The sequence below is a fragment of the Rahnella sikkimica genome, assembly GCF_002951615.1.
Taxonomy (GTDB): domain Bacteria; phylum Pseudomonadota; class Gammaproteobacteria; order Enterobacterales; family Enterobacteriaceae; genus Rahnella; species Rahnella sikkimica.
This window is the reverse complement of sequence record NZ_CP019062.1, coordinates 949,922-963,645: the sequence shown is the minus strand read 5'-3', so window position 1 is coordinate 963,645 and position 13,724 is coordinate 949,922. Positions and strand designations below refer to the sequence as shown.

Below are 13,724 nucleotides of genomic sequence, written 5' to 3'. Positions count from 1 at the left end.
CGCCACTTCACACTTTTTGCAGAAAGTTCACTTGAATTTGTAAAATAATAATGATAACAATTATCATTAAGTTTAACATTCGTCTCGTTTCTGTTAATCCCTGTCATTTTCTGTACAGGCGCTTTAGTACGGAACGTTGTTGGCTTTTGGGTCTATACACACGCATCAATACACTCGCATCAATTAATTACTCGATTATTTATCGGGTTATTTATAGGGACTATGAATATGTTGTTGGCTTTCCCCCTCAAACGCTCGGTACTTTTGTGCGCTATGGCGCTGTCCGTTCCGGCGGCTTCACTGGCAGCCGAAGATACCGTCGTTGTCAAAGCCGCACCTGCTGATACCGCAGATGCTCCGACGCAGGGTTACAGTGCGAAAACCAGTAAAAGCGCGACCAAAACGGATCAGCCGTTAATCACCACCGGTCAGGCGGTTTCTGTGGTTACGCGTCAGCAAATGACTGACCAGAACGCCACCACCGTTAACGCGGCACTGAACTATACGCCGGGCGTTTTCACCAACTTTGCCGGTGGCGCAACCCGCTATGACACCATCTCCCTGCGCGGTTTCCACGGCGGTGACGTCAACAACACATTCCTCGATGGTCTGCGTATTCTGAGCGACGGCGCGACCTACAACTCCATTCAGGTTGATCCGTGGTTCCTTGAGCGTATTGATGTGGTTAAAGGCCCGTCGTCTGCGCTTTACGGCCAGAGCATTCCCGGCGGCGTCGTGGTGGAAACCACCAAACGTCCGCAATTCGCTGAAGAAGGTCACTTCCAGCTTTCCGGCGGAACGCAAAACACCAAAGGCGGCGCGTTCGATTACACCAATGCACTCAGCGATACGCTGGCATTCCGTCTGACCGGCATGACCCGCAGCAGCGACACGCAGTACGATCATCAGCGCGAGGAACGTTATGCGATCTCCCCGCAACTGTTGTGGACGCCGGATGAAAACACCTCCCTGTTGCTGCGCGCGTATCTGCAAAAAGATCCGTCCGGCGGTTATCACGCCGCAGTTCCGGCCGACGGCAGCCTGTACGGCCAGAAACTGAGCCGTGGCTTCTTCGACGGCGAAAGTGCTTACAACCAGTTCAAACGTTGGGAACAAATCTACAGCTACGAATTCCAGCACACGTTTAACGACGTCTGGTCATTCCGCCAGAACACCAATTACACCCATTCTAATACCGAACTGGATCAGGTGTATCAGGCAGGCTGGAACGCGGATCGCACGCTGATGAATCGTTATTATTCCGGTGAGAAATCGTCCCTCGATACCTTTGCTATCGATAACCAGCTGGAAGCCGATTTCGCCACCGGCGAACTGGCGCACAAAGTCGTGCTGGGCTTTGATTATTCTCACTTCATCAACGACGTGAAATCTGACGGTGCGGTTGCCGAAACGCTTAACCCGTACACCGGTGTGGGTGGCGATGCGCTGAATTACTACAGCCATTCGCGCGGTAAAAACCGTTACGAGCAGATGGGCACTTATCTGCAAGACGAAATGAGCTGGAACAAGTGGTTCCTGACATTGTCTGGCCGTTACGACACGCTGAAAACCTCAAGCCGCAGCTACGAAAGTATTTACGCGAAAACCTCTAACAGCGAACGTAAAGACGAACACTTCAGCAGCCGCGCTTCCCTGCTTTATGCATTCGACAGCGGGATTTCTCCGTACGTCAGCTACAGCCAGGCGATGACACCGTCTGCCCTGCCTGGCCCGGACGGCACGCTGCTGAAACCGATGCAAAGTGAGCAATACGAAGCGGGGATCAAATACCAGCCAGTCGGTACGTCCGATATGTACACCGCGGCGGTGTATGACCTGACGCAAAAAGACGTGGGTAACCGCGTGGTGGTTGGCAGCTACTACGAGCCGGCGGGTAAAATCCGTTCACAGGGTCTGGAGCTGGAAGCGAAGAAACAGGTCACTGAGCGTTTCAACGTGATGGCGGGTTATACCTACAATAAAGTGCGTATCCGCGACGCAGCGCAAAACAACGGCAACACGCCGTACGTAACGCCAAAACAGATGGCCTCCATCTGGGGCCAGTACAAATCACCAATCGGCGTGGATGTGGGCGCGGGCGTTCGTTATATCGGCACGCAGTGGGCGGATAACGAAAACACCCTTCATATGCCTTCGGCAACCCTGGTTGATGCGTCAGTGCGTATGAATCTGGTGCAGTTCAATCCGCAGCTGAAAGGCGCGTATGTTCAGGTGAACGCCAACAACCTGTTCGACAAGAAATACGTCGCGGCCTGTTACGGCACCAGCTATTGCTACTGGGGTCAGGAACGTACCGTGATCGCCACTGTCGGTTATGATTTCTGATCGCTGACGGTTTGAGTCTTGCTCTTTACACCGGCTGAACTGAATCTCTGAACCTGGACACCCGTGAATGCCGTGCGGCGTGCCCCGGACCCGAAGACGAATCTGATCTATCTTTAAAGCAGAGGAGTCGATGGGACCGGGGCACTTCATGTCATATATCCCTACGTCACCGTCTTACCGAGCACATCCCCAGCCAGAATCGCATCAGCGACACCCTCGGCGGCAGTCACCTGAAATCGCCATGAAAGCGTTATAGAAGACATGCGCGCCCGCCAGACCGGTGTTTTTTGTTGTCAGATAGCCAGATGGGGAATTAATCATCCAAAATGACTGTTCGGATCCGCAAGCAATAATCCCTTCTGAGTTAGGTTTTAACTATTGAATGCATAAACAACACCAACTTTCACTTATCAATCTTTTCCGTAGAATGCATTGCATTGGCAGCACGTCGTAAGCAGTGGTTATAAGCCAGCTCGCTGTTCGCCATCCCGTTAATATTTTTTTGATTAATAAGGAACTGACAGCATGTATAACTTCCAACGTTACAACGCCAAAGAACTGGCCCTGGCCTACATGAGCGGCAAATCACACGATTTCTCGCCACAAGAATTCTTACAACAGTTGAAAGAGATCGAGAGATCCTTCGACGCGGCGCTGAGAAATCCTCAGCAACAACCGCAGAACGGAATGCTGGTGAAGGCGTTTTGATTGCCATCTTGGCCTTCGGCAGTTGAGTACCGTGCGTTACCCTTGCTCTACCCTGTGAAGTATTTTTGCAAGATCCTGTGTCTGGTTCACCTGCAAATGACAGATACTGAGAAAAGTAAGAAAGCAAAAGCCCCGATTTTTCGTCGGGGCTTTTTGTTTTTCTGATCTTTCGATCCTCAAAATCATTCAGATTGCAGTCAGCAGCCCAGCAATCTGAATGACGAAGAGGATTATTTCGTCATCTGACGGTCATCGATGTATTTGCGCTTATCCGGCGCTGGCGGGAAATACTGATACAGCCAGGTTTCCGACAACGCTTTCTGTCCGGAGCGCAGGAACATACGCAGTTCGACCGGCGCGACGGAATCGCTGTCCGGATACCAGTCAAACAGGATCCGGTAACCGTCGAACGGCTGCACATACAGAATTTCGATATTCTTAATCTTACCCGCCGAGACGTTAATTACCGGCTCGATACCTTTATCAGCAAAAGCTTTCAGCTCGCCGCCGGTGAAATCAATGGCGAAACGACGCGCCCAGACTTGCGGATAATTCTCGCCCGGTGCCCAGCCTTCCGGGAAACCGCCCATGCCGGTGCGGGTCGCCAGCACGTTAGCCATCGGGCTGCGGTGCGGTGGCTCGCCACTCCAGTAAAGTTTGTAGCTGAAGTTAAATTCAGAACCGGCCTTCACCGGGGTTTCCGGCTGCCAGAAGCAGACGACGTTATCGAGCGTTTCGCCGGTGGTCGGGATTTCCATCAGATTGACGGCCCCTTTCCCCCAGTTTCCGACCGGTTCCACCCACAGGCTCGGGCGTTTGTTATACCAGCCGATCACGTCCTGATAATTATTGAACTCGTGATCGAGCTGCAACAGGCCAAACCCTTTCGGATTGTTATCGCTGTAGGCGTTAAATTGCAGACGCTGCGGATTATTCAGCGGACGGCAAATCCATTCGCCGGTGCCGCTCCACATTTGCAGACGGTCGGAGTCATGGATCTGCGGATGAATGGTGTCGCAGCGGCCACGTTCGTTGGTGCCGCAGCTGAACATGCTGGTCATCGGCGAAATGCCCAGCTGTTTGATGTCTTCGCGGGCGTGAAGATGGTTTTCAATCTCCATCACAACGCGGGTCGGTTCGCAGTGGATCAGGAATTTATAGGCACCGGTAATGCTCGGCCCATCCAGCAAGGCGTAAACCGTGAAGGTGGTGTCGCCCGGTTTCGGCGTATCAAACCAGAAAGCGGTGAAATCTGGGAACTCTTCCGGCTGGTCGGTGAAGGTATCCACCGCCACACCGCGCGCAGACAGGCCGTACTGATAGGTATCGTCCACCGCACGGAAATAGCTGGCACCCAGGAATGACACCACGTCGCGGCGCGTCAGTTCAGGGGCTTTGTTGACTTTGAAACCGGCGAAACCGAGATTCGAGAAGCCTTCCAGCTGTTTGGTATCGACACCGGCGTCGTGATAATTGAACAACTCCGGACGGAAATGAATTTCACGCGCGAGATGTTTCACCGGATCCACGGAATACATGCGCACACGGCGGCGGAAACCCATGCCGACGTGGAATAATTCGACGTCAAGCTGGCGGTCCGGCAGGCCATTCCACAGGGAATGCGCGTGATCGTACTGAATGGCGTTGTAAGCCTGTGGCGTTAATTCTGCCAGCGTCTTGGGTAAAGGAAGAGGCGCGCCGCCGTAGGGTTTATCCGCTAACTCTTTCGCCATCTTTTGCAGCGCATTGAAATCAAATGGCAATTCGCCGCCGTCGGCCACATTCGCCTCTGCCGCTTCAGCGGAACGGGTGAACAGTGTGGACATTGCCGGCACACCGCACCAGGCGGCGAATGCCATTGATGCTTTAATAAATGCTCTTCGTTCCATGCCAGAATCGTTTCCTGTACTGGGCAAAAATCTGGGAGCACCGCCTCACGACGAGACTCCCGCGTATTCAGAAAATTTCGACCCTAAGGCTAACGTAAAATTCACAAGCCGAGTACAAGAAATTGAATGCATTCAGCTAATATTTTGCTTGAAAAAGTAAGCACATCTGACAGCGACATTCCCCGCCAGACAAGGGCTGCGCGGCTTTTGGGCAACCGGCGTTCAAAGGGCGAGCAATGCCCCGTTTTAGGGCAGGAATCGTGCCTGCTTTTAGGAACATTCTGTTACATAAAGGTTATTTTTAAACACCAAGCCCCGAAGCGCATCCCCTATTAATGACAACAATGTCATGAGTGTTGTTTCCTTTAACCCTCTTAATCCTGCGGCTAAGACTGGATATCCTGAGGCTGATGATTAACTCCTGCCGCACACGTTCCCTGAGGGCGGCTAACGTAAAAGGACATAACCCGCTGAGGTTATGAAACGAGGCACTTCATATGAATAATCAAAAACGACTTGATATCGTCCGTGAATCCCAGGGATGGTGGCGCATCATCATCAGTAATCCGCCTCTGAACCTCTTTGACCCCTGGATGTTTGCAGAACTGAATGTCCTGATGGATGAGATTGAGAAGGATGAAAATCTGAAAGTTGTTGTTTTCGAAAGCGCCGATCCGGATTTCTTCATGAATCATCATGACGTTATCAACCGTACCACGATCCCTGATCAGCCTGGAGCGGCTCCATTCTTTTACCACTGGCCGAATTTCGTCACCCGTCTGGCACAGTCCTCCGTCATCAGCATTGCCAAGGTTCGTGGCCGGGCCCGTGCACAGGGTTTCGAGTTTGCTCTGGCCTGTGATATGCGCTTCGCCTCAAAGGAGCGCGCCAAATTTGCTTTGATCGAGGTCGGGGGGGCTTCTGTGCCTGGCGGGGGTGGCGTTGAGTGGCTATCTGCCCTGGTGGGGCGTTCACGCACACTGGAAATCGTCCTCGGTGCCGACGATTTTGATGCCGATACAGGTGAACGCTATGGCTTCATCAATCGCTCTGTTCCTGATGCCGAACTTGATGCTTTCGTTGATGCGTTTGCCCAACGCCTGGCTCGATTTGAAAAGCGGGCGCTGGAAACAGGCAAGAAAATGGTCAATGCCCGAGCCGGCGTACCTTCTGAAGGCGATCTATGGACATCGAACCACATTTTACATGGGGTTGATTTGTGGCCTGAAGCGCAAAAGGCCTTCACGAGGTTAACGGCAGCCGGCCTTGGTGAAGTCGGCGATTTCGAGCTGAATATTGGAGAGCGGATAAGCGACGAACCGTCAGTATGACGACCAATCTATATTTTTTATACGTGTGAAGGAGTCACCATGAGCGCCTATATCGTTTACGTTCGTGATCGGATCACCGATCCCGCAGAATTCAGTCAATATGAGGAAATGGCTCCCGCGGCCTCTGTTGGACATCCCGTCACACCCCTCGCTTATTATGGTGCGGTTGAAACTCTGGAAGGTGCGGAGGTGGAGGGTGCGGTCATCCTTGAGTTTCCTGCCCTGGCCGATGCTAAAGCATCCTATGAAAGTCCGCTCTATCAGGAAGCACTTAAGCACCGGCTGAAAGGCGCTGAATATCGTGTATTCATCGTCGAAGGTGTGGAAGGTTAATATTTTCGCAGGGTGCGGTCGCGTTTATCACGGCTGTACCTGAGTCAGTACTGCCTTTAGCGCCATAGCAGGGTCATGCACACTTGTAATTAATGGGGTTGATAGGCATAACATCTGTGACAATTTTGTCATCAATGGCCCGGCGTAAAGTGAAGCATGGAAAGAATGAATGGGATGGAAGTGTTTGTTCATGTCGCTCAGACAAGGAGCTTCATTGCAACCGGTCGCGTTAAGGGCATTTCCTCATCGGCGGTCAGCAAAAGTATATCCCGTCTGGAAGAACGTCTGGGTGTACGCCTTTTTCAGCGCAGCACGCGCTCGGTAAGACTCACCTCCGAAGGAGAGGTTTTTCTTGAGCGCTGTCGCCGTATCTTTGGCGAAATTCAGGCGGCAGAGGATGAACTGTCGGCCATGACTGAATTTCCTCGCGGGCGACTTCGCATCGGCTTGCCCCTGGCGGGCGGGCTAATGTTACCCATGATTTCAGACTTTATGGCACGCTATCCGGAGATAGAGCTGGACCTGGATTTTTCAGATCGGCTGACGGATGTGATCGAAGAAAGCATGGATATCGTTATTCGCGGAGGCGAACTGAGTGATTCAAGGCTCATATCACGCCGTCTGGGCTCTTTTCGCCTTTGCATCGTGGGTTCATCAGACTATTTTTCACGAAAGGGTGTCCCTCAGCGACCGGAAGATCTGACAGCGCATGCATGTTTGCAATACCGGTTTCCAAATTCGGGAAAACTCGCGCACTGGCCAGTTACTTCGGGAGGGTTCGCGATACCCTCAACGCTGATATGCAGCAGTCTCGAGGCGCTATTGTTTATGGTAAAAGCAGGACGTGGCATAGCATGTTTGCCGGATTACTCCGTAAAAGAAGCCCTTGCTAAAGGGGAATTAAAGACCGTACTCATTAATGCAGTGGAACAGACCACAACCTTTCACATTCTCTGGCCAAGCACTCGACAGATGACGCCAAAGGTACGGGTTTTTGTTGATTATATGGCAGAGATTTTCGACGGTTTTATGGTCAGGTAAGCTAAAGCGACAAGCGCTTAAAGCGGGCGGCCTTGCAACATCCTCATCTTCGGGTATTTCGCCAATGTCCGTCTATCGACCGGCTTTCTGACCGGCATGCTATGCTAATTTGTTATTATTTTGTGTTGTAAGTGTTTCGCAATATGGAGTTATAGCAATGTCTGATGAAGCCATCCACCAAAGAACCCAGTCACTTTACGCGCAGCTCACCGGTGAAACGTTCTGTTCTTCGCGGCTGCATATCACGGGTGAAGGTAACCTCTCCTCCTGTTATCCGGTCACCCCGTTCATCAGCGCATCGGTTGCCCTCGCCGGGCTGGCGTTGTCGCAACTGCTGGCGCTGAGGCACGGTAAACGTGACACCGTCACGGTCAACCGGCGGCTGGCGTCCTTGTGGTGCAATTCCAGCATTCAGCCCGACGGCTGGGATGTTCCGCCCGCATGGGACAGTCTTGCCGGGGATTACGCCACCGCCGACGGCTGGATCCGTTTGCATACCAATGCGCCCGCGCATCGCCTCGTGGTGGAGACGTTACTGGGCAAAGCCGAAACCCGCGAAGTGCTGGCGCAGCGGGTGATATTGTGGAAAAAGGCCGAACTCGAGCAGGCGGTGGTGCAGGCAGGAGGCTGCGCCGCACAGATGTTGAGCGCGGCGCAATGGCAGCAACACGTACAGGGAAAATCGCTGCAACAGGAACCGTTGTTTCAGCAATCTCTTTCGTCGCAAACGCCGTTGCCGCAATGGGAACTCTCACGCGAGAGGCCGCTGGCCGGAGTGAAAATTCTCGATCTGACACGCATTATCGCCGGGCCGGTGGCGACCCGCTTTCTGGCGGGTTTGGGCGCAGACGTTTTACGCATCGACCCGTTTGGCTGGGATGAAGTCAGCCAGGAAGCTGATGTCACGTTAGGCAAACACTGTGCGCGGCTGAATCTGCATAACCCGCAGGATCGTCATCGTTTTGAGGCGCTGCTGCGGGAAGCGGATGTGAATGTTCACGGCTACCGCGCCGGAGCACTGCACAAACTCGGATACGGCAGTGAGCAACTCCGCGCACTCGCGCCCGGTCTGGTGGATGTGTGCCTGAACGCTTATGGCTGGAACGGCCCGTGGCGCGAGCGGCGTGGTTTCGACAGTCTGGTGCAAATGAGCTGTGGCATTGCCGAACGGGGAATGCAGGTTTCCGGTGGAAATAAGCCGGTTCCCCTGCCGGTTCAGGCGCTGGATCATGCCACGGGCTATCTGATGGCAGCGGCAGTTCTGCACGGGCTGGCTCAGCGGGTAGAAACCGGTCAGGGCAGCCAGACGTGGCTGTCGCTGGCGAGGACAGCGCGCGAACTGACGGAAAGCGAAGCCAGCACTGAGCAGCGCGAACCGGAAATTCACTCCGCCGATGAAGCTGATTATTCGCCTGAACAGGAACACACCGTCTGGGGCCCGGCCTGGCGTTTGCGGCCACCGGTGTGGCTGGAAAATACCCGATTGCAGTGGAACCCGCCCGCCTCCCCGCTGGGTTCCGCACCCGCCAGCTGGCAGGAAGTCCGTCCGGCGAGGTGAAAATATGTCAATTTGCCGCCGCCGGGTAATCGGGTAAGTTAAAGAATGGTATTAATCATCTGAACCTTAATGGAATTTTATGCACCCACTGCTTCAGCACGATCTGGACACTTTGCCTGAAATCCTGCGTCAGGCCTGCGACACGGCGGTTTCTTTCCTCGAAACGCTGCCGGAGCGTTCCACCTGCCCGCCCGCCAGCGCACAAAATCTGCAAGCCGGAGACGACCGGTTGCCGGAAAGCGGCATCGGCGCGCAGGCCGCGCTGGAGCATTTCTGGAACCGCTACGCCAGCGGGATGTCCGCCAGCGCCGGGCCGCGCTATTTCGGTTTCGTGACCGGCGGTGGCACACCGGCGTCCCTGGCCGCCGACTGGCTGGTCAGCACCGTGGATCAGAATACACAGCTGAATTTTGATTCGGTTTCCGCCGCCATCGAGCTGGCGACAATCACCCAGCTCAAACAACTTTTCGGCCTGCCGGACGCTGTGTGCGGCACGTTTGTCAGCGGCGCGACCATGGCGAACTTTGTCAGCATGGCGATTGCCCGCCAGTGGCTGGGCCAGCAGTGCGGCGTAGATATAGCGCAACAAGGGCTGGCGGCGCTGGGGCCTATCCGCGTGCTTTCCGCCGCCGCGCATTCGAGCAGCGTAAAAGCACTGAGCATGTTAGGCATCGGGCGCGATGCGCTGGTGACGGTGGCAACACTGCCCGGCAGCGAAGCGATTGATCCGGCGGCGCTGGAAGAGATTCTGGCTGCCGATCCTGACCGACCGACGATGGTGCTCGCCAGCGCAGGCACGGTGAATACCGTGGCGTTTGATGATTTACCCGCCCTGCTCCGGCTGCGCGAGAAATACGGTTTCTGGCTGCACGTTGACGCCGCGTTTGGCGGTGTGGCGGCGTCATCGAAACGCTATGCACCGCTTCTGGCGGGCTGGGAAGACGCGGATTCCATTACGGTGGATGCCCATAAATGGCTGAACGTGCCGTATGACAGCGCAATTCAGTTTACTCAGGAACGCCATCTGGCCTTGCAGGTTCAGGTTTTCCAGAACCATTCGGCGTATCTCGTCCTGCCAAGCGTGCGTCCGGACAATTACCTGCATCTGACGCCGGAAAACTCACGTCGTTTCCGCGCCCTGCCGGTGTGGATGGCGCTGAAAGCCTATGGCCGCGACGGTCTGGCGGAAGTGGTGGAACGCAATGTCGAACTGGCGCATTTGCTGGGTGAGAAACTTGCCGCCACGCCGGGTTTTACGCTGCTCGCGCCGGTCAGTCTCAACGTGGTGTGTTTTGCGCTGGAAGGTGCCGACGGCACGCCGGAAGCGCTGGCGACGCGGAACCGTTTCCAGCAACGGCTGGATAACGCAGGCGTGGTGCGCTGTACGTCGACCTCGCTTAACTGCAAACCGGGAATCCGCGCCGCGCTGGTGAACTGGATGACTGAAGAAGCCGATATTGAGCTGGCGCTGGATTCCATGAAAGCCTGTTACGCGGAGATCTGATCCGCCGCGCTTTTGCTTCGCCCTCTTACTACGGTAATAACGAAAACGCCGCCTTGCGATATTGCAGCGGCGTTTTTCCTATCATTTTTTTGAAACGCGTAATGAAATACGGCGCGTCAGAAAACCCGCATTGAAAGCCGATGGCTTCGACAGAACGGTCGGTCGAACGCAGTAATTCGCAGGCGCGTTTCACCCGCCGCGTCGCCAGATAATCCTGAATGGATCCCCCTGTTTCCTCGCCAAACACCCGCGAAATATAGCTTTCCGATAAACCAATCGCCGCCGCAAGCTCCGCCAGCGAGAATTTCTGCACGTAATTTTCTTCGATCCACTGCATCACTTTTGACGCCGTGGTACGGCTGACGGTTTTCGGCAACGCCTCTTGCGCTGGCATAAACGCCATCAGCTGCAAAACCAGCATGGAAATTTCTTCCCACTGATGACGCTGCGTTTCCGGCAGGCGGTTGAACTGTTCGAGGATCACTTCGATATGGCTGGCGTGTTCGGTGAGATCAAAAATGTGCGCCGCGCGGTCGGCATCCCACAAGCTGGCAAACCGTGCCCGACGTTGCGGAAAAGATTGCAGGCAGCCGTCGAGCAGAACGTGGTCGAGGTGAATGGTCGTGCGCAAATAAGCGTTTTTGGTATCCGCTTCCACAAACACTTTATGCAGCTTAAAAGGCGGGAAAACAAATAACCGCCCCGGCCGCAACGTATATTGCTGGTTATCGACAATGACGATGCCGTAACCCTGGCTGACAAAGAGTAATTCCAGACACTGGTGCCAGTGAAAATAATTGGCGCTGCCACGGTTCATCCGGTTAAAAGAAACCTGACGATCGGTAAGGGCAATACGTTCAAGATAATCGGATACCGCCATTTCTGGGTTCCTTGCGTTATTTTCAGCCCGTTTCTGCCGGGACAACAAAACACAATTTTTAGTCTGCTTTTTATAATTTACGCCGTTTTAACGCCAGATTAATAATCACAATTTCAAAAATCACTGCATTTTGTGAAGCACATAACAATCAGCGTTTCCCAGTTCTCTATATTTCAATCGCGACACAGAGAACTGAAATAATATTTCAAATTACTAAATCCTTATTTTCTGGTACCTATCACGTCACCGGGAGTCTCTTTATGACACTGAAAACAATTAATACCGGCAATCCGCTGCGAACCCGCGACGATGTACAACATCTGCTAAACGATCTGCTGGCCGCTGTCTCGCCTTACACCGAAGAAGGCAAAAGCGGAATCGACCTCGGCAATACCACCACGCATTACGGTAAAGAGATTGCCAAAATGGAAGCGCTGTCACGCATGTTATGGGGGATTTTCCCGCTGCTGGCCGGTGGCGGTGAATGTCCGGATTTGCCGTTTTACATTAATGCGATCCGGTTCGGTACGGATCCGCAGCATCCGCAATACTGGGGAAACATCCGCGATTTCGATCAGCGTTGCGTAGAAATGGCGGCGTTTGGCGTCGGGCTGGCCCTGCTGGATAAACGCCTGCTGAGCCATTTCTCTGCGCAGGAACAGCAAAATCTCGCCGACTGGCTGAATCAGGGGCGCGCTGCGGTGATCCCCAATAACAACTGGAATTTCTTCCCGGTCATGGTGCAGATGGGCTTTAAACAGGCCGGAATGCCGTGGGATGAATCCGCCGTGGCCGCACGCTTTGCGCTGATGGAAACCTATTATCTCGGTGACGGCTGGTATTCCGACGGGCCGGACCGCCCGCGTGATTACTATATTTCGATGGCGTTCCATTATTACGGGCTGATTTACGCACAGAATATGGCGGATGTGGATGCCCCGCGCGCTGCCGTGCTCAGGGAACGCGCGCAGCAGTTTGCGCAGGATTTCATCACGATGTTTTCCGCCAGCGGTGCCGCCGTGCCGTTTGGCCGCAGCCTGACGTACCGCTTTGCCGAAGCCGCGTTCTGGAGCGCCGCCGCTTACAGCAAGCTGGAGGTGTTTACGCCGGGCATCGTCAAAGGACTGATTTTGCGCCATCTGCGGCACTGGCTGAAAGAGCCGATTTTCGACCGCGATGGCGTACTCAGCATTGGCTATCACGCGCCAAATCTGGCGATGGCGGAAGACTACAACGCGCCGGGTTCGCCGTACTGGGCATGTAAGCTGTTTCTGGTACTGGCGCTGCAGCAGGACGACGCCTTCTGGCAGGCAGAGGAAGCGCCGTTGCCTGAAATCCCCGCCACGCACTGTATTCCTCACGCCAGCCAGATCCTGATGCGCGACGCTCAAGGCCAGCATGTGGTGATGCTCACGTCCGGACAAATCGAGCGCAATAACTTCATCAATACCGAAGCCAAATACACCAAATTCGCCTACTCCAGCCAGTTCGGTTTCACGATCGACCGGGGTCGCTACGGGCTGAATCACGCCGGTTGCGATTCGATGCTGATGTTCTCTGAAGACGACGGCTATTTCCGCGGACGCCGCGAGTGTGCTGAAACGCGCATTACCGAATCGATGATTTATTCCCGCTGGCTGCCGTGGCACGACGTGACGGTGCAAACCTGGCTGATTCCGTGCGGAGACTGGCATCTGCGCGTCCACCATGTCGAAAACCAGCGGCCACTGACGTCGGCGGAAGGCGGCTTTGCGGTGATTCAGGAACCGGAAACGCGCACGGAGATAACGGCAGACAAACGTGCCGTCACCGTCAGCGCCCGTAACGGCGTCAGCCGGATTGTTTGTCTTGATGACAGCGCACCGCGCGACGCTGCCGCCATCGTCACCCCGCCAAACAGCAGCATCATGTTTGCCGAAACCGCCTCGATTCCGCTGCTGGCCGGCGCGCTTCCCGCCGGTTCACACTGGCTGATCATCGCCGTTTGTGCCGCCGCCACGCAGGATATTTCTGCGCAAGGCGTGCCGGAAGTGATCCGTGAAGAGGAGCAATTACGCTGGCACTCTCCGGGGCACAGCGGGCAAATCACGCTGCGTTAAGACCTGCGATCTGTACCGTCAGAACTGTCTTCAGG

The 13,724-nt window shown here is 54.5% G+C and carries 10 protein-coding genes; 8 read left to right on the top strand and 2 right to left on the bottom strand.

Annotated elements, in window-relative coordinates; all coding sequences use genetic code 11:
• The first annotated feature begins 228 nt into the window (after positions 1–228).
• Together BV494_RS04305 and BV494_RS04300 are read left to right on the top strand one after the other, a co-directional pair.
• Positions 229–2,346 (top strand): TonB-dependent siderophore receptor, encoded by a 2,118-nt coding sequence (locus BV494_RS04305; RefSeq protein WP_104921736.1) that lies wholly within the window; start codon positions 229–231, stop codon positions 2,344–2,346.
• Positions 2,347–2,871: 525 nt separating this feature from the next.
• Positions 2,872–3,054 (top strand): hypothetical protein, encoded by a 183-nt coding sequence (locus tag BV494_RS04300; protein ID WP_101078550.1) that lies wholly within the window; start codon positions 2,872–2,874, stop codon positions 3,052–3,054.
• Between the two features lie 230 nt (positions 3,055–3,284).
• Here the strand turns inward: BV494_RS04300 and BV494_RS04295 are convergent, their stop codons facing one another.
• On the bottom strand, positions 3,285–4,943 hold the full coding sequence (locus BV494_RS04295; RefSeq protein WP_104921735.1) for a glucan biosynthesis protein D: 1,659 nt from the start codon (positions 4,941–4,943) through the stop codon (positions 3,285–3,287).
• Between the two features lie 497 nt (positions 4,944–5,440).
• Here BV494_RS04295 and BV494_RS04290 point away from each other — a divergent pair, with 497 nt between their 5' ends.
• The 5 genes from BV494_RS04290 (at position 5,441) to BV494_RS04270 (ending at position 10,710) form a co-directional block, all read left to right on the top strand.
• The gene (locus BV494_RS04290) at positions 5,441–6,274 is read left to right on the top strand and encodes an enoyl-CoA hydratase/isomerase family protein (RefSeq protein ID WP_104921734.1); all 834 of its coding nucleotides are present in this window, start codon (positions 5,441–5,443) and stop codon (positions 6,272–6,274) included.
• A 39-nt stretch (positions 6,275–6,313) separates the two neighbouring features.
• Positions 6,314–6,607: a DUF1330 domain-containing protein gene (locus BV494_RS04285; RefSeq protein ID WP_104921733.1), complete on the top strand. Its 294-nt coding sequence runs from the start codon at positions 6,314–6,316 to the stop codon at positions 6,605–6,607.
• Positions 6,608–6,763: 156 nt separating this feature from the next.
• Complete coding sequence (locus BV494_RS04280) at positions 6,764–7,648, top strand: LysR substrate-binding domain-containing protein (protein ID WP_104921732.1); 885 nt, start codon at positions 6,764–6,766, stop codon at positions 7,646–7,648.
• A gap of 157 nt (positions 7,649–7,805) precedes the next feature.
• Positions 7,806–9,206, top strand: a complete 1,401-nt coding sequence (locus tag BV494_RS04275; protein ID WP_104921731.1) for a CoA transferase — start codon at positions 7,806–7,808, stop codon at positions 9,204–9,206.
• Between the two features lie 79 nt (positions 9,207–9,285).
• The gene (locus tag BV494_RS04270; RefSeq protein WP_104921730.1) at positions 9,286–10,710 is read left to right on the top strand and encodes a pyridoxal phosphate-dependent decarboxylase family protein; all 1,425 of its coding nucleotides are present in this window, start codon (positions 9,286–9,288) and stop codon (positions 10,708–10,710) included.
• Between the two features lie 28 nt (positions 10,711–10,738).
• Here BV494_RS04270 and BV494_RS04265 read toward each other — a convergent pair whose 3' ends face one another.
• Positions 10,739–11,590 (bottom strand): AraC family transcriptional regulator, encoded by an 852-nt coding sequence (locus BV494_RS04265; RefSeq protein WP_104921729.1) that lies wholly within the window; start codon positions 11,588–11,590, stop codon positions 10,739–10,741.
• A gap of 260 nt (positions 11,591–11,850) precedes the next feature.
• Here BV494_RS04265 and BV494_RS04260 point away from each other — a divergent pair, with 260 nt between their 5' ends.
• Positions 11,851–13,689 (top strand): DUF2264 domain-containing protein, encoded by a 1,839-nt coding sequence (locus BV494_RS04260; protein WP_104921728.1) that lies wholly within the window; start codon positions 11,851–11,853, stop codon positions 13,687–13,689.
• Positions 13,690–13,724: the final 35 nt, after the last annotated feature.

Excerpts from the sequence above, each read along its gene's own strand:
- BV494_RS04275 (WP_104921731.1), top strand. The coding sequence starts at position 7,806 with ATGTCTGATGAAGCCATCCACCAAAGAACCCAGTCACTTTACGCGCAG.
- BV494_RS04280 (WP_104921732.1), top strand. The coding sequence starts at position 6,764 with ATGGAAAGAATGAATGGGATGGAAGTGTTTGTTCATGTCGCTCAGACA.
- BV494_RS04285 (WP_104921733.1), top strand. The coding sequence starts at position 6,314 with ATGAGCGCCTATATCGTTTACGTTCGTGATCGGATCACCGATCCCGCA.
- BV494_RS04260 (WP_104921728.1), top strand. The coding sequence starts at position 11,851 with ATGACACTGAAAACAATTAATACCGGCAATCCGCTGCGAACCCGCGAC.
- BV494_RS04300 (WP_101078550.1), top strand. The coding sequence starts at position 2,872 with ATGTATAACTTCCAACGTTACAACGCCAAAGAACTGGCCCTGGCCTAC.
- BV494_RS04270 (WP_104921730.1), top strand. The coding sequence starts at position 9,286 with ATGCACCCACTGCTTCAGCACGATCTGGACACTTTGCCTGAAATCCTG.
- BV494_RS04305 (WP_104921736.1), top strand. The coding sequence starts at position 229 with ATGTTGTTGGCTTTCCCCCTCAAACGCTCGGTACTTTTGTGCGCTATG.
- BV494_RS04295 (WP_104921735.1), bottom strand. The coding sequence starts at position 4,943 with ATGGAACGAAGAGCATTTATTAAAGCATCAATGGCATTCGCCGCCTGG.
- BV494_RS04265 (WP_104921729.1), bottom strand. The coding sequence starts at position 11,590 with ATGGCGGTATCCGATTATCTTGAACGTATTGCCCTTACCGATCGTCAG.
- BV494_RS04290 (WP_104921734.1), top strand. The coding sequence starts at position 5,441 with ATGAATAATCAAAAACGACTTGATATCGTCCGTGAATCCCAGGGATGG.